9 protein-coding genes are annotated in these 16,646 nt (G+C 48.7%); 3 read left to right on the plus strand and 6 right to left on the minus strand.

The window, feature by feature from the left end; genetic code table 11:
* The first annotated feature begins 90 nt into the window (after nucleotides 1-90).
* A complete protein-coding gene (locus tag G519_RS0109465) occupies nucleotides 91-1,437 on the plus strand; it encodes a glutamate-1-semialdehyde 2,1-aminomutase (RefSeq protein WP_029194475.1) in 1,347 nt (448 codons plus the stop codon).
* 344 nt (nucleotides 1,438-1,781) lie between these two features.
* On the opposite strand, the gene G519_RS48415 is transcribed toward G519_RS0109465, so the two are convergent.
* On the minus strand, nucleotides 1,782-2,030 hold the full coding sequence (locus tag G519_RS48415; protein ID WP_064743417.1) for a hypothetical protein: 249 nt from the start codon (nucleotides 2,028-2,030) through the stop codon (nucleotides 1,782-1,784).
* 581 nt (nucleotides 2,031-2,611) lie between these two features.
* Here G519_RS48415 and G519_RS0109475 point away from each other — a divergent pair.
* Entirely contained in the window at nucleotides 2,612-7,162 is a 4,551-nt protein-coding gene (locus tag G519_RS0109475) for a glutamate synthase-related protein (RefSeq protein WP_244280078.1), read from the plus strand.
* A 148-nt stretch (nucleotides 7,163-7,310) separates the two neighbouring features.
* Nucleotides 7,311-7,436: a DUF6254 family protein gene (locus G519_RS52090; RefSeq protein ID WP_244280079.1), complete on the plus strand. Its 126-nt coding sequence runs from the start codon at nucleotides 7,311-7,313 to the stop codon at nucleotides 7,434-7,436.
* A 121-nt stretch (nucleotides 7,437-7,557) separates the two neighbouring features.
* On the opposite strand, the gene G519_RS0109485 is transcribed toward G519_RS52090, so the two are convergent.
* From G519_RS0109485 to G519_RS0109505, 5 genes are all read right to left on the minus strand, one after another.
* The gene (locus tag G519_RS0109485; RefSeq protein ID WP_036632508.1) at nucleotides 7,558-10,563 is read right to left on the minus strand and encodes an alpha-mannosidase; all 3,006 of its coding nucleotides are present in this window, start codon (nucleotides 10,561-10,563) and stop codon (nucleotides 7,558-7,560) included.
* Nucleotides 10,564-10,931: 368 nt separating this feature from the next.
* Nucleotides 10,932-13,367 (minus strand): RNA polymerase recycling motor HelD, encoded by a 2,436-nt coding sequence (gene helD, locus G519_RS0109490; RefSeq protein ID WP_029194478.1) that lies wholly within the window; start codon nucleotides 13,365-13,367, stop codon nucleotides 10,932-10,934.
* Between the two features lie 211 nt (nucleotides 13,368-13,578).
* Nucleotides 13,579-14,463: a DinB family protein gene (locus G519_RS47330; protein WP_051253283.1), complete on the minus strand. Its 885-nt coding sequence runs from the start codon at nucleotides 14,461-14,463 to the stop codon at nucleotides 13,579-13,581.
* A 131-nt stretch (nucleotides 14,464-14,594) separates the two neighbouring features.
* Nucleotides 14,595-15,257 (minus strand): bifunctional 2-keto-4-hydroxyglutarate aldolase/2-keto-3-deoxy-6-phosphogluconate aldolase, encoded by a 663-nt coding sequence (locus tag G519_RS0109500; RefSeq protein WP_029194479.1) that lies wholly within the window; start codon nucleotides 15,255-15,257, stop codon nucleotides 14,595-14,597.
* A 29-nt stretch (nucleotides 15,258-15,286) separates the two neighbouring features.
* The gene (locus tag G519_RS0109505; RefSeq protein WP_029194480.1) at nucleotides 15,287-16,264 is read right to left on the minus strand and encodes a sugar kinase; all 978 of its coding nucleotides are present in this window, start codon (nucleotides 16,262-16,264) and stop codon (nucleotides 15,287-15,289) included.
* Between the last annotated feature and the right edge of the window lie 382 nt (nucleotides 16,265-16,646).

A 16,646-nucleotide genomic window follows, 5' to 3' on the forward strand; every position in this document is an offset into this window, starting at 1 on the left:
TCTACTTGGCTATAGGGCTTAGCGCCCTTCGAGTAGGGGCTTTTTGTAAGACGATAAACGACTACATAGTGTAAAGGAATGATACTTCTTATGGAACGCAAACTATCCGAGCAGTTATATCAAGAAGCACTGAAACATATCGTTGGCGGGGTCAACAGCCCTTCCCGCTCATTCAAAGCCGTCGGCGGCGGCGCGCCCGTCTTCATGAAGCGTGCGCAAGGCGCGCACTTCTGGGATGTAGACGGGAATCGCTTCATTGATTACCTCGCCGCCTATGGCCCTATCATTACCGGTCACGCGCATCCGCACGTGACCGAGGCGATTTGCCGCGCCGCACAGAACGGCACGCTGTACGGCACCCCGACCGAACTCGAGATCGAGTTCGCCAAAATGCTGAAGTCGGCGATTCCTTCGCTCGACAAAGTGCGCTTCGTCAACTCCGGCACAGAGGCCGTGATGACGACGATTCGCGTGGCGCGCGCCTATACGAAGCGCACGAAGATCATTAAATTTGCCGGGTGCTATCACGGCCACTCGGATCTTGTACTGGTGGCGGCCGGCTCCGGGCCGTCCACGCTTGGCACGCCGGACAGCGCGGGCGTACCTGCGAGCATCGCGCAAGAGGTCATCACGGTGCCGTTCAACGACATTCCGGCACTCGAAGCCGCGCTTGCGCGTTGGGGTGAAGAAATTGCCGCGGTGATGGTGGAGCCCATCGTCGGCAACTTCGGCATGGTCATGCCCCATGCCGGCTACCTCGAGCAGCTCTGCGCAGCTGCTCGCAGACACGGTGCCCTCGTCATCTACGACGAGGTCATCACGGCGTTCCGCTTCCATTACGGAGCGGCACAGACCTACCCCGGCCTCCCGCTCGTGGAGGGCGGCACTTCCGAGGCGGCGGCGCGCTTCGCCGCCGTGGAGCCGGACCTTACGGCCCTCGGCAAAGTGATCGGCGGCGGACTGCCGATCGGTGCCTACGGGGGCCGCAAGGCCGTGATGGAGCAGGTCGCTCCGCTCGGACCTGCTTATCAAGCCGGCACGATGGCGGGGAACCCCGCCTCCATCTCGGCCGGCATCGCCTGCTTGGAGGTGCTCCAGCAGGCCGGTGTCTACGCCAAGCTTGAGCAGCTTGGCGCAACGCTTGCCGGCGGAATCGCAGAATCCGCCGCAAGGCACGGCATCGCCTTGATGCTTAATCGCATCGGCGGCGCTTTCTCTACCCACTTCTGTGACCATCCCGTCACGAACTATGACGAAGCACAAGATACCGACGGCGAACGCTTCGCTGATTTCTTCCGACTTATGCTGGAGCAAGGCATTAACCTCGCTCCATCCAAATACGAGGCATGGTTCATGACCATCGCCCACACCGAAGACGACATCGCGCAGACGCTCGATGCCGTTGACCAAGCGTTCAAAACCATGAAAATGCGCTAATATGCTTCTCTTGTGTATCTGTTTCGGATTATGGGTTTGATATTAGAGGTTAGGTGTTTGAGGTTAGGTGTTATGGGTATGGTATTACGGGTTTGGTAGAAGGGTTAGATGTTACAGGTTTGGGGTTTGGGGTTTGGGGTTTGATGTTTGATGTTTGATGTTTGATGTTTGATGTTTGCTGTTTGCTGTTTGCTGTTGGTCTTTGCTGTTTGGTGGTTTGATGTCATGGCAAAGTATTACGGGTTACACAAACTAGGACGAACTACTGAACAACATGCCCCCACCCCAATCTCCATTGGACAAAATCCAATGAAATCGACCTAAACACCCTAAAATCACAGATTTCATTGGAAAAAATCCATTGAAATCTGTGATTTTACACTTTTTAAGGCACTTCCATTGGATTTTCTCCAATAGAACCATTTGATCACCTGATAGATGCTCCTGCTCCTGCTCTCGCCCTTGCACTCGTTCTTGCTCTGCTCTTTGCTCTTGCTCTCGCCCTTGCACTCGCCCTTGCTCTTGCTCTTGCTCTTGCTCTTGCTCTTGCTCTTGCCCTTACCCTTACCCTTACCCTTACCCCTGCTCTGCATCTCATCTTATCCACAATCACAACAACTTCCCTAACCTCAAACAGCCCCAACTCCTACTATTACATGTCCCAGAAACGAACTATGATCCTATATGGATTGTAGTTCGTTCGTATTTTAAGAGTACCCCAAGCCATGAAAAATATGGTTTTATTCACCAGTATGCAAAAAAGGTAACGCTTACATTTGTGTTTTCGATCTGCAACTATTGTCGGATGAACTTTTTCATGCTATTCTAAGATTACTTTTACCCTTTTCGCGAAATGTCTTGTTTTCACAGTATTTTCCTAGAAAGTTAGGGCATGATTGACAAATTCTTTGCAGATTTTTGTGTGTAATGCCTTACTTTAAAACAGGTCGATTAGAGCCTCATTTCGAGGGGATTATTTCCTTGAAATTGGTATGCTATTCAATAATATTGCATTTTTATTCATATTCTTGCATATTTCGGTTTTGACCCTTTTGCGGGTAATTCCTTGAAAATGCTAGGGTTGCGGGCTCATCAATGCCAGAATGCAAGAAGCGTAGTGCAAGAGGAGTTTAAATATGTATGGGAGGTGACGGTCAGGCGACTGACCAGAGCAATGAATGAATTGATGCGTAATGAAGGCCGTTTTCAAGATCTCCTAGGAACCGAACACGACAGCTGCGGTATTATTTGTATTATTGAAAAGAATGGTCACCCTTCCCGTGATAACATCCAAAAAACGATTGAAGCCCTTGTAAAAATGGAGCATCGTTCGGGTTTTATCAACGGTGAAGGCGATGGTTGCGGTATTTTAACGGATATTCCACGTGCCCTTTGGGAAAAGAAATTAACAGATGCGGGTCTTGACGGTAAGCTTGCTTACGACAACCGTTTTTCTGTTGGACATATCTTTGTTCCACGCAAGCTTGACCTGACCGTTACCGAAATCCAGAAAGGTATTCGCGAGCTCTTTGCTTCCCATGATGTATCCATCATTCTCGAGCAAGAGAATCAAGTCGATAGCAGCGTTTTAGGCCCTAACGGCTTGAACGATGAGCCTACTTTCTGGCAAATTGCCGCGATTGCGAACAAAACGGAAGGCCAAGTAGCCGATCACCTTTTTGAACTGCATATCGCAATTGAAGATCGTTACAATGTTCACGTTGCTACCCTAAGCAATGTTACATCTGCTTACAAAGTATTAGGAGCTGCAAGCATCCTTCCTAAATATTTTAACGATACTCGTGATTCATTATTCGCTTCCCAAGTTACCATTGGTCACAACCGTTATTCGACAAACACATTGTCCAGCTTCTTCCGCGTTCAACCGTTCTCCCTACTCGGGCACAATGGTGAAATTAACACGGTTAAGAAACTTCGTATTGAAGCAGACATGGTTGGCGTACCGCTGGTTAGCGGAGGTTCTGACTCCCAAGATATGAACAGAACGATTGAAACGTTCATTCACCGTTTTGGTTTGTCCCTATTCGAAGCGATGGAAATGGTATTCCCTCCTATTATTAATGAAATGAAACAATTCCGTCCGGAACTTCAAGATTTATATGTGTACTACCGTCAAGTATGGGGCCATTTTGCACAAGGTCCTGCAGGTATCGTTTCTCGTTATGGCAATGAATGTATTTTCAGTGTGGATGCGCTTGGTCTTCGTCCGGTATGGATGGTGGAGAGCGAAACTTCCTTGTACTTCTCCTCGGAGCAGGGTGTTATTACGGTTGGCGACATGGTCGCTGATCCGAAACCAATTGCACCAGGCGAAAAAGTGGGCGTTGTTCTCACACCAGGTGAACACGTTCAAGTTATTCCTTACCACGAAGTGCAAACTTTAGTGTACGAGCGCGCAAGCAAACGTCTGAATATTGGCGGACTTCGGAAATATCTGAATCCTGCAAAAACGGATACTCAAGCTGAGCTTAATGAGAACATTGTAGCGACTGATCAATTGTATAGTGCATTTGGTTGGGATCGTGACGGTATTCAACATATCGAAACGATGTCTGAAACAGGTGCAGAACCTATCCGCTCCCTGGGTCACGATTCACCTCACGCTGCTCTTGCTTGGGAACGCCAAAACGTGCCTGACTTTATTAAAGAAAGCGTAGCGGTTGTTACGAATCCTGCGATTGACCGTGACCGTGAGATGGAGCATTTCTCCACACGTATCATTGCTGGTACTCGTACTCCTATTTATGCTCAAGTAGATAACAACCTGCGTCTTGAGCTTCTGGCACCACTTGTACTCGAAGGTACGAATGGCGTAGATAGCGAAGAGCACTTGTCACAACCTTCTTATGAGCAATTGCTAGCCCTGTTCCGTGCACAAGGAGATCATGCTGTAGCTGTGCTTTCCAGTACTTTCGCTCGTGGAACTTCTTTGAGTGATGGCTTGGACGCTCTGGCTGCCGCTGCTATCGCTGCTGCTCGTAATGGCGCTGCACTGATCGTTCTTGACGATGCAGAAGCTCATCAGAATGACCGTTTGTGGCTTGAGCCGCATCTGGCCGTTTCCAAAATCGATATCGCACTTCGTGCGGAGAAGCTCGGTTTCGGCGACAACCTGCGCCGCCATGTTACTTTGATCCTGCGTTCCGCTGCCATTCGCAGCTTGCATGATATCGCTGTAGCTTGCGGTCTTGGCGCAGACGTCATCTCACCATACCTGTTGTTCTCAACGGCTTCTGACAAAGAAGGCAATGCAGCAGCAGCTCGTAAAGTATATGCAGCACTGACGAAAGGTCTGGAGAAAGTTATTTCCACGATCGGTACTCATGAGCTTCGCGGTTACACACGTTTCTTCTCCTCCATCGGCTTCCATCCGGAAGTTGCTGAAGTATTAGATATCGTGAACTACCTCGGCAGCGAAAAAGCGGGAACTGGCTTTGCCCAGCTCGAAGCTGATGCTGAATTACGTTACACAGACTTTACAAATCCAAAAGCAAAAGCAGCGAAAAACTTCCGTTTCTTCCAACGTATGTGGAAAGCATTAGGCGACGCCGCTTCCGGCGCTGCTCCTTATAGCGACTACCGTGACAAGCTGCGTGAAGAAGAGAAGAAGAACCCGATTTCCATTCGTCACATTGCTGGATTCAATATTGACAAAGCACTGAGCGAAGGCCGTAAGGCACTCGATCCGTCGCAAGTTGATATCTCCATTGGCGGTCATTCCTTGCCGATGCTGATTTCTTCGATGTCATTCGGTTCACAAAATGAAACAGCTTTCCGTGCCTACGCTGAAGCCGGCGAACGCCTGAACATGGTAACCATGAACGGCGAGGGCGGAGAGATTAAAGATATGCTCGGCCGTTATAAAAAAACGCGCGGTGCGCAAGTCGCATCCGGACGTTTCGGTGTTAACGTAGAACTCGCTAACGCGGTCGCTTTCCTTGAGATCAAAATCGGTCAAGGGGCTAAACCGGGTGAAGGCGGTCACTTACCGGGATCCAAAGTAACAGCGAAAATCGCTGCTGCTCGTAACGCAACCATTGGTTCTGATCTGATCTCTCCTTCTAACAACCATGATATCTACTCGATCGAGGATTTGGCGCAAATCATTTCCGAGCTCAAAGAAGGCAGCGGTCGTAAAGCGAAAATTATCGTTAAAATCCCGGTTGTACCAGGTATCGGTACGATTGCGGTTGGTGTAGCGAAAGCAGGCGCTGACGTAATTACGCTTTCCGGTTTTGATGGCGGTACAGGCGCGGCTCGTATTCACTCCTTGACTCACGTTGGTCTTCCTACGGAGATCGGTACGAAGCTTGCTCACGTTGCTTTGATTGAAGCTGGTCTTCGTCACCGCGTTGAGCTGTGGTCTGATGGCGGTCTGAAATCAGGTTCTGACGTTGTTAAAATGGTTATGCTTGGTGCAAACCGTGCAGGTTTCGGCAGTATCGCAATGCAATCGATCGGCTGTACAACTTGCCGCGGCTGTCATTTAGATACTTGTCACGTTGGTATTGCTACACAAATCGATTCCATGGAAGAAGCGGAAGAAAAAGGTCTTCGCCGTTTCGTACCTCGTCAATTCGACGTAGCTGTAGACAGTTTGGTTCGTTTGTTTGGTGGTATCGGTGAAGAAGTACGCGAAGTTGTTGCATCCCTTGGTTTCAAAAGCTTGCAAGAACTCGTTGGCCGTTCCGATCTATTGGAACAAATTAGCCACGTAGATCGCATTGATTTGTCCGACATCCTTCGTCCGGCTCCACTTCAGTTCATCTCTGATGCTGAAAGAGCAATGGAAGAAGCGGCTGTATCATCCGATATCCGTATCGCTGCAGGTGCAGAAGGTCTAGAATTCTTCCCAGAATCTTTGGCTCTTGATGCTCCAATCGTGCGCAACTGGTCCAAAGTGGATGCTGAGTCCCGTATTCTCGGAGCTCGTTACTCCAGCCATCGCGTAAGAGATCGCTTCGACGGCAGCTACGATGAATTACCGTCAGTCGCGCTGAACTTGATCGACGGTTCCGTACCAGGAAACGGTCTGGCTGCCTTCAATGCTCGCGGCGTAGACATTACTGTTCACGGCGGTGCTGAGGATGGTCTTGGTAAAATGGCCTTCGGCGGTAAAGTGGCGATTGTTAAATCACTTGGCAAAAACAACACCTTCATTAACGGCAGCGTTGGTAAATCATTCGGTTACGGCGCTCAAAAAGGTTTGTTCTTGATTCAAGGCAGTGCAGATACACGCGCTTGTATCCGTTTCTCCGGTGCTGACGTCGTATTCGGCGGCGAGATCACAACGCCATTGCGTGATGAACTTGGCGGACTTGCGGCTCGTGCGAACCTCAAAGGCTTCGCGTTCGAGTACATGACAAACGGCCGTGCCGTGGTTATGGGCGATCCAGGTCCATGGATTTGCGCAGGTATGACAGGCGGCGTGATCTACCAACGTCTTGTGCCAGAAATGGGTCTAGATCAAGCAGCCATCGAACGTCGTATCGCTAAAGGCGCGAAAGTTAAACTTGAGACTATTGGCGTACAAAGCAAAAAAGATCTTACTGAATTGCTCACAGCTTACCACGCTGAGCTTGCTAAATCCGGTCAATCCGATGCAGCAGCAAAAATCGAAGGTTTGCTAAGCAATCTTGAAGCTAACTTCATCCGTATCTCCCCGGTCAACATGCAAGCTGACCAATCCGTTGCTACGGAATAGATCATTTAAAAAGTTCCACAGGACCTTAACGGGTATTGTGGAGCTTTTTTTCATGGGAACAATTTGCACCCAGTGCATAAAATATGCTCAACCATCGCATTTTATTAAGTAGCGTCACCCATCCGCATACCATAGGAGGTTTTTAGCTATGAGCCACTCGAAACGCCGCGATGAAGCAGCATGGAAAAGCCGCAAACAAGCTCACAATCCACATGGTAAGGTGAAGTCTCTGGAGGAATTTGCCAGTGAATATGAAGCGGAACATAAGAAGTAAGTAACTCCCTTCCCCCGTCGAAAGAGGGACCAACACAAAGAACCCGGTAATCTCGTTTCTAATGAAACGCGGTTATCGGGCTCTTTGGTATTAACGCACTAGGATTGCGAAACTTGGCATTTTAATGCAACAAGCGGATGAGTACGGTTTTAATCTCGAACGGTGTAAAGGAAAGCTGGTAGTGTCCGTCAGCGCCTTTCAGCGGCTCCAATGGGTTTTCCATCAAATCGGCAAGCACTGCCTCTCGGTGAGGAAGATGAACCAAAAGCTTGATATCGCCATTCGCTCCAGAAGTTTCATAAAGGCGAACAACGAGAGCGTCTTCGTCTTCCGCTTTTTTCACCGCTTCAATCATGACCTTGGCGCCTTCAATCTCAAAACCGGAATACTTCTTCGGCAGTCCGCCTTCTTCTGCACTCGCCAAGACCGCGGATATCGGAGCATTTAATTCATAGCCTTGCTTGTAGACTTCCGCCTCTATGAAATCCCCTTCATGCGGCAAAATGGCGTATACGAACTGATGGCGCGCCCTGTCGCAAGTCGGATCCGGGTACGATGGACTGCGAAGTAAATTAATATCCATAACGTTGCCTTTAACACTATAGCCATACTTGCAGTCGTTCAAGAGAGCGACACCAAAGTCCGGTTGTGAAAGATCGATCCATTGATGCGCGCAAATTTCGTCTTTAGCGTAATCCCACAACGTATTTCGGTGAGTCTGTCTTTTGAGATGACCGAATTGAATTTCGCAATTCACTTGATCGGCATACACGTTGACCGGGAAAGCAGCACGCAGCATTTTACTATCTTCCTGCCAGTCGACATCCGTTTCAAAATCGATTCGTTTGCTGCCCGCCGTTAGAATAACTTTTTGTGTGAGTACGGACTTGCCGTAGTGATACTCTTGCTCTACTATCGCTTTAGGTCCGCTGACGAAAGCGTTCGATTGCATGAGCTTCATCTGCGCAGGCTTCGTTCCTGCATAATCCTCAGGGAAGTCCCAAGCATCGCCGTCATCATGATAAATGGATAACACATTCCCTGCTTCACCGACAGCGATTACTTCTCTACCTAACTCTTTGTCGAATATCGATAAAATGCTTCCGTCCGATCCAAACGCTATCTTGATCAACTCATTCTCAAGTGTATCGTTCACAGCCCTCACTTCAAATGAGGAGCCTTCCGATATCGCTGCCGAATCTATAACCTGATAGCCCATTGCAGGAGTCGTGACCTGTATCCATTGATCATTGAGCTGCATCCATTCGCTGCGCTCCCATGGAAGGGAGTTGAAGATGACCATCGGACGTTCTGCGTCCTGCGTCCATATGGAAGATGTAAAGCCGCGGTACATTTGCTCGGTTAGCTCCGTTACTCTAGCTAGTAATATTTCGTAACGCTCAAGAGATTCGTCGAATACACGCTTTATAGAAGAACCAGGCAAAATATCGTGGAATTGGTACAACAGCACTTCCTTCCAGATCGTTTCAAGCTCCTCGGACGGATACTCGTTTCCGTAAGCGAAATGGAGTGAAGCAGCGAATTCAAGCTCCCTCAACGCCTTTTCAATCTTCCGGTTATATCGTTTATTGCGAGCTTGGCTAGTGAACGTCCCTTGGTGCTTCTCAAGGTAGAGTTCACCTTTCCATGTCTTATATTTCTCTTTATTAGAAGCTAGCTTCTCGAAAAAGTTCAGGGCAGGCTCCTGTTTCACCGGGATAAGCCCTTGGAGATTTTGCTCCCGCTGAAGGCGCTCCAGGTGCTCTTCTCCTGGTCCGCCGCCGCCATCTCCGATTCCAAACACGACGAGGCAATGGTCGGATACATTTTTGTCCAAATAATCCCTTTCAGCCTTTAGAATCGACCTTGGCAGCGCAGGACCATTGTAAGTATCTTCTGGCGGCAAATGCGTCAACACGCGGCTTCCGTCCAGCCCTTCCCAGAAAAAAGTATGATGCGGATGATCATTATGGACGTTCCATGACAGCTTCTGTGTCATCACATACTCGACCCCAGACTTACGCAGAAGCTGCGGCAAGCTGGCTGAATAACCAAAAATATCTGGAACCCACAGCATCTTCATATCTTTACCGAATTCCTGCTGGAAAAAACGTTTCCCAAGGAGGATTTGCCTTACAAGCGCTTCTCCTCCCGCAATATTGGAATCCGGCTCCACCCACATGGCGCCTTGTACTTCCCAGCGCCCTTCTGCAATGCGCTGCTTGACCTCAGCATATAATTTGGGATGCTGCTGCTTGATCCACTCGTACAATTGAGGCTGACTAGCTCCAAATACGTAATCGGGATACTGCTCCATCATCCGCAGAGCGGTGGCAAAAGTCCGAGCCCCTTTGCGGTAAGTCTCACGAATAGGCCACAGCCACGCCAGATCAATATGCGCGTGTCCAATTGCGGTAGCCGTCAGAGTTGGATCCCCGCCCTGCTTGCTTAATGACGGAGCCAGAATACCTCTAGCCTGCGCCACGCTCTCTTCTGACATATCCCTGAGCAATAGATGAACGTCATAAAGGGCCTGCAGGATACGCGCTCTTCTTGCAGATTGATCCTCTAGATGCTTGGCAAGATCGAGCAGCACCTCATAATCGTAAAATAGCTGTCTCGTTTCCTCACTGCAGACGGCTATTTGAGCCTCCTTCAGCGTTCCGCTCCGGTAACGCCCAAACAAATCGTTGTTGCCAGCGTCAGCCCAGAGATCGATAACTTCTTCCCCCGATGCGTTAGAAGCGATCTGCACCACGCGTTTACCAGGTAAGCCAAGCGTTAAGTCAAACTCCGAGTTCACGTTTGTCAGCCCTTGCGTCGGAGTTCCTTCCTCATCGACAAGGCATAGCTCACCGTTAACATCAATCAGCAATACGATTTTCCTTCCCGCAGCCGATTGCGGCACTTGACCCTGGAAATGAAACCAGGCACAGTCCCACAGCTCCCCCCACTTCTCACCCGGGCGAACTTCGAGAAGTTGTCCCGACATTCTTTGCTCGAATGTTACGGGCTCCTTCGTTACATATGCGATGGCTGACAGTTGAGCTACCGGCTTGTAGATATGATTTTCGATTCGATTAAGCGTCTGCTTAAGGGTTTCCACTTTTATTGGCGTGTATGGCATGTAGAGCTGCACCGTCCTTTGACCTTTATGTATGAAGCTATTATAACCATATAACAATAATAAATATATCATATATATCAATTAGTTTAATGTTTTGAGCAGAAAAATACAAGCAAAAAAACTCACCTCTGCTGCAAAGCCAGAGTTAAGTCTCTTACGTTCTCTTATACTTGCTGATGTACTGGCCTCGATGTCTGTTTGACAACCAATTAAGCCCCTTCTTTCTAGCTAAATAATTTGTTATATCGTGTATATTGTTTATGAATTAGAACTTTGTTCGTATTTGTTCAACAAAATGCCCCCAAGTTCGATTTCTTAGGGGCTCCAATTTACTCCTTATGATCGGCTGTCAGATACTCCACTCAACGTTAAATAATGTATTCGTACACCTCTTTCGGCTGATCTGTGATAAAGCCGCTTGGCTCACCTAGTGAGAACATACTTAACTCGTGCATAGCCCGGGTGCAAGCGGTGTAGAACAGCTTGCGCTCGTTTTCATGTCCGTACTGATGACGGGAACCGTCATAGACGAGTACGGCATCGAACTCTACCCCCTTCGCGAGATACGAAGGGATGACCAGTACGCCCGACTCGAAGGTCGGGCTATGTTTGGTGATGAGCCCCAGAGGCACTTGCAGCTGGGGCTCTAGGGCTTGGTGCGCGAGCTTGCTCTCGCTCGCGGTTTTGCCGATGATCGCGATAGAGGCATAGCCTTCGCCGAGCAGCCGATCGATCTCGGCTGCCAGCAGGCTATGCAGCGATCCGCGATCGCTGACCTTGATCACCCGCGGCTTAGCGCCGCTGCGGGTGAAGGGCTCTATGGCATCGCCGCCAGGCACGATGCCGCGAGTGAACTCCACGAGCTCGCGCGTGGAGCGGTAGCTGCGATGCAAACGGATAACCTCCGTTTGCTCCGGCCCATACAGAGCGGCGATCGGATCGATTTCGCTGTACGCCGAAGCGTGCGAATAGATCGCCTGGTTCAGATCTCCGAGCGCTGTCATCCGGCAGCGCGGGAAGAGCCGTTTCAGGTAGGCCAGCTGAAACGGAGAATAATCCTGCGCCTCGTCGATGATGACGTGGCGTACGGAGCCGTTCGTCTGGAAGCCGCAGACCGCTTCCATCATGTATAAGAACGGCGTCGCATCCTCATACGGCAGCCTAGCCTGCGCCAGCTCCTTCAGCGTCCGCTCACAGATAGCCGACCAATAGGGCGGCTTATTCTTTATCAGACTCCCCTGACCTACTTTCAATTCATGCATGGTTTCCTCTTCACGAACCTCTTCTCGAAACAATTGCCCATACAATCCTTTCAAATCTACAAACTCAAGCCGCTTCACAGCGCTCCTTACCAGCTTCAAATGCTCCTTAATAACAACGCGTGCAAGCAGCACTCTCTCCTGATCAAAATCATCGAATGTGGCTCCATGCCCCCGTTCCATTTTACGCAGCTTTAGATAAGCAAGATGGTAATCTTCGCTGCTGAGAAGCTCAATCTCCTCCTCAACCCAAGCTTCTTCCAACTGAAGCTCTGCAAAGAGCTCTAACTGTTCCAGCATCCAGCCCTGCATTAATTCCAATCGGTTCGGCAGCCGAATCGCCGGATCATAGCTGTAAAACCGCTCCACCAATCGAGCTGCGCTCAAAACTTCTTTTTCACGAAACTTAATAGGGTTAAATAGCATACCTGCATGCATTAACCGCTCCTGATAAGCATGTATGACTGCTAGGAACTCCAGGGATGACTTGTAATGAATGCCGCTTAAACGAGCGTTGTAATCAAATTCCTCATCCCTCTGTGGGATATGTTCCTGGGCATTCTCCCCATTCTCAGATGAACATTCCCGCGCTAACACATACTCCAATTGCGTAAATGAGTCCTCCACCTCAAACTCTTCACCCAATCGATGCTCCAAATAGGCCTGATAGGTCGTTTGCTGCATATTTTCTTCGCCTAATTCCGGCAATACCGTAGACACATAATGATTGAAAAGCGGATTCGGTGAAAATAACACCATCTGGTCTGAACTCAGCTGATCTCTATGCTTATATAGTAAGTAGGCGACTCTTTGCAGCGCAGCCGACGTTTTCCCACTGCCTGCTACCCCTTGCACGATGAGCATTTGGGCTTTGTCGTTTCGAATAATGCGATTTTGTTCTTTTTGAATCGTTGCTACGATCGTCTTCATTTGCGCATCAGAGCTTCGACTGAGCACTTGCTTCAGCAATTCGTCTCCGATCGTCACTCCCGTATCAAACATCAGCTGAATATGGCTGTCGCGAATAACAAATTGGCGCTTCAACAGCATTTGTCCCTCTACCATGCCGTTCGGTGTTGTAAAGGCTACTTCCCCAGGCGCATAATCGTAATAAAGGCTGGATATAGGCGCTCGCCAATCATAAACCAGATAGTAATCCTTCTGCTCATCCAAAAAGCCAGCAACGCCCAGATAAATGGCTTCTCCTTGCCTCTCATCTCGTTCCTTGAAATCGATGCGCCCAAAATAAGGGGAATTCACAAGTCTTTTTAACTTGCCTAAAGCTACTGCTGCCTGTCGATGCGTGCGTTCTCGCTCAGATAGCACCTCTGCTTGCTGCCGCATACTTGCAATCGATTCTGCCGCGTCTTCGGCCGTACTCATATCCATCGTGACTTCATCCCAATAATGCTTGCGAATCTCAACAACATCCGATTGAACCTTGCCAACCTCATCCTCTAACCCTGTCATTCTTACGCGTATCTTTGCTGTTACTTCTTGAACTCTTTGTTCCTCATCTGCCCAATCCTGCTCAGTTAAATTCATTACAACACCTCTTTTCAGACCATATAAAATGCAAATTTGACACGAAGGTTGTCTTGATGCTATAATTTTATTAGGATAATAATGTTATTTAATACATTTTTTCCTAATCACTCTTTATCATATCAATTCGCCTGCCTAAAATCAACAAATAAACCCAAGAGCTTGTGCGCTTGGGTTTTTCGGCATTTTTTATAGCATGCTGTAACCGAAATTAATAGCCATGAAGTTCACGAATCCGTTCCACAGTCCTTACATGGTGCCTGGCATGTCCTGCCATCATTTTGAGCAATCTAGCAACCGACTCTTCGCGATTATTTGTGGTAATCACCGTCCGTTCAAGGGCACCCGGCAGATATTCACATAATCCAAGGATATGCTGCCTTAAACTACGAAACAGCTGCACTTCGTATGTAATTGGTCTTGTCGCATAATGAAGACTAATACTCCAATCGTCCTGCGAAAAACTGTTTCCTTGGTAGGTACGCCCCGGCTCCGCTAGGGCAAATTTCACTTTATGGATCGTAACTAGTTCCAAATCAATCAGGTGCAGCACTTGTTCACGAATCGACCATTTCCCCGGTGCTTTCGTTAAATTGAGCTGCTCCTCAGACAAGCCATCTACGGCACATTCCAACTCAACTATTCCATCCGCGTACATCTTCATAATTTCATCATCCGAAGCAAAAAGTTCCTCCCAGAAAACGAAGGTATACCCATCTAGGGCTGGAACAAAAACCTTACGAATATGCCCCGCCTCTTCTTCTTTTCTTAGCTCATTCCATCCGTTTTCCTGCAAGCTTTTTTCCACTTCATTGACGGAGCTAACCCCTATATAAATGAGATCCCCAACTTTAGGGCTGGAAGGCTTGGGCTGCAACCAACGAGTAAGGTAAGCCTCTTGTAATTCATGCTCCTGCTTAGTTAGCTGGCCTCTCTGTATCAATACAACTTCATCGTTCAACCAAATGCGAAACAAAGCAACATGTCCCTCAGGAGCTGCCTCTACCAATTCCCAACCAAGCTGTTTGGTATAAAAATCCACCGACTTCTGAAGATTATCGACCTCCAGCAGAAGCTTCGCTTTGCCATGATTCATCGTCTCTTTCCTTTCATCAATCCAAACTAACTTCGAGGGCAGCAAGTCATTGTCCTAGATAGGATGTACCAAACGTTCATGTTACAAAAAAAATACGCTCCGTCATCATTTCGACGGAGCGTGCGCATTTCCTACTTTTTGGCCGCTTGATAGGCCTCGATATATTGAGCTGCCTTCTTAGCGATAAGGCTGAAATTGCCCGTTTTAACGGCTTCGCTAGTCAAATCGGAACCGATGCCGACGGCAACCGCGCCGGCCTGGATCCACTCGCCGAGATTGCTCAGCGAGACGCCGCCGGTCGGCATAATGTTCGCCTGCGGCAGCGGACCTTTAATGGCCTTAATCATCGCGGGCGAGTAGAGATTGCCCGGGAAGAGCTTGACGATATCGACGCCGAGCTCAAGCGCCGTCTGAATCTCTTGAATCGTCATGCACCCTGGCATGACGGGAACTCTGTAACGGTTGCAGAGCTCAACCGTTTTCGGGTTAAGCGAGGGGCCGACGACGAACTCGGCCCCGCTGAGGATCGCGGCACGCGCCGTCTCGGGGTCAAGGGCTGTGCCCACCCCGATGATCGCGTACTTGGCCGCGTCCTGCGCTGTGCTCGAGTAGCGCTTCGCGAGCTCCTCGATAGCGCGCAGCGCGAAAGGCACGGTCATTGTGACCTCGATGACCTTAATACCGCCGGCAATGGCTTGATCGGCCATTGCAACGACTTCTTCTGGCGTATCGCCGCGTAGAACGGCAACGACACCTTCACTGGATATTTGTTGGATAAGTTTAATTTTTTTCATTAGAATCTACACCCTTCTATTTCAAGCTTTTAACGTTCTATATGTTTAACATCGTTAAGTACAGCATCCACTTGTTCCCAAGTCGGAGCACCTTCCCAGTCACCTTCGGTCTGAACGATCAAGGAGCCCACGAGGTTACCGATGCGCACGGCTTCCGCATATTCATACTCTTTTAACACGCCAACCAAAAAGCCCGCACAAAAACCATCACCCGCTCCAACGGTATCCACCACATGCTCCGCTTTGAAATAAGGAACAGCTGTAACGCTATCTGGGGTTACGACGTACGTTTCATTTTCTCCACCTTTGACAATGGATATCGCTGATAATTCACGAAGCTTGCTCACGATAACATTCCAGTCCTCTGTCTGGTAGAGCAGCTTCAGTTCATCTAAACCTGGTAAGAAAATATCAGATAGCTTAGCCAGTTCTAGCAGTACAGGACGCGCTTCTTCCATACTCCAAAGCTTCAAACGCAGATTAGGATCAAAGCTGACCTTGACGCCATGCTTACGAGCGATGCGAACAGCTTCGAAAGCCGCCTCTTTACAAGACTCGCTTAAGGCAGGAGTGATGCCTGTGATATGCAGGATTTTGGCCCCAGCGATATAAGCCTCATCTAAATGCTTCGTACTCATATGACTAGCTGCTGAATTTTTACGATAGTAGTAAACAGACGTTTTGCCCATAAGCACTTCACGCATCATCAGCCCCGTAGGAGCTTCTGTTGTCAATTCAGCGCGTGAAACATCGACGCCTTCACCACGGATTTTTTTGAAAATCATGCGACCTAATGGATCTTTACCTAACCGTCCGAACCAGCCGACCTTGCCGCCAAGCCGTGATATCCCAATAGCTACATTACTCTCGGCACCACCAAACAAGCTGTGAAGCTCAGATGAATATTCCAACCCTTTGCCACCGGAGGGCATGAGCAGTGCCATCGTTTCCCCAAATGTGATAATATCCGGGCCAGATCCTGAATGCGATTGTGTATTTGCCGTCATAGAAGCTCTCCATCCATTTCCCGATCACGTCTGTGCGTGTCCAGTTAATTGAAACGTTTAAATAAACGATATATCTCATATTATAGTGCATGTAGAGTGTTTATACCAGACTTGACTTCCTGAGGCAAGAGCCAGAGATCCTCGATCATGCTATGGGTAATTTCCTCAATCTCTCTACCGTTCTCTCCCATCCCGAGAGCTGCCCAGATAAGCGATTTTTTAAGAGCGAATGTTTATAAAGGTTATTTCATAAAAAGTTACGCCGAAGACGGATATGTTTAAACTATCGCATGTATTTTTGTCGTTGTACTTTGGAGACTGTCGATTCATTCATTATCACTAGTCCAAGTTGTATTTTGTGCAACAATACATCTTCCTTACG

This window comes from Paenibacillus alginolyticus DSM 5050 = NBRC 15375, assembly GCF_000422905.1.
Taxonomy (GTDB): domain Bacteria; phylum Bacillota; class Bacilli; order Paenibacillales; family NBRC-103111; genus Paenibacillus_E; species Paenibacillus_E alginolyticus.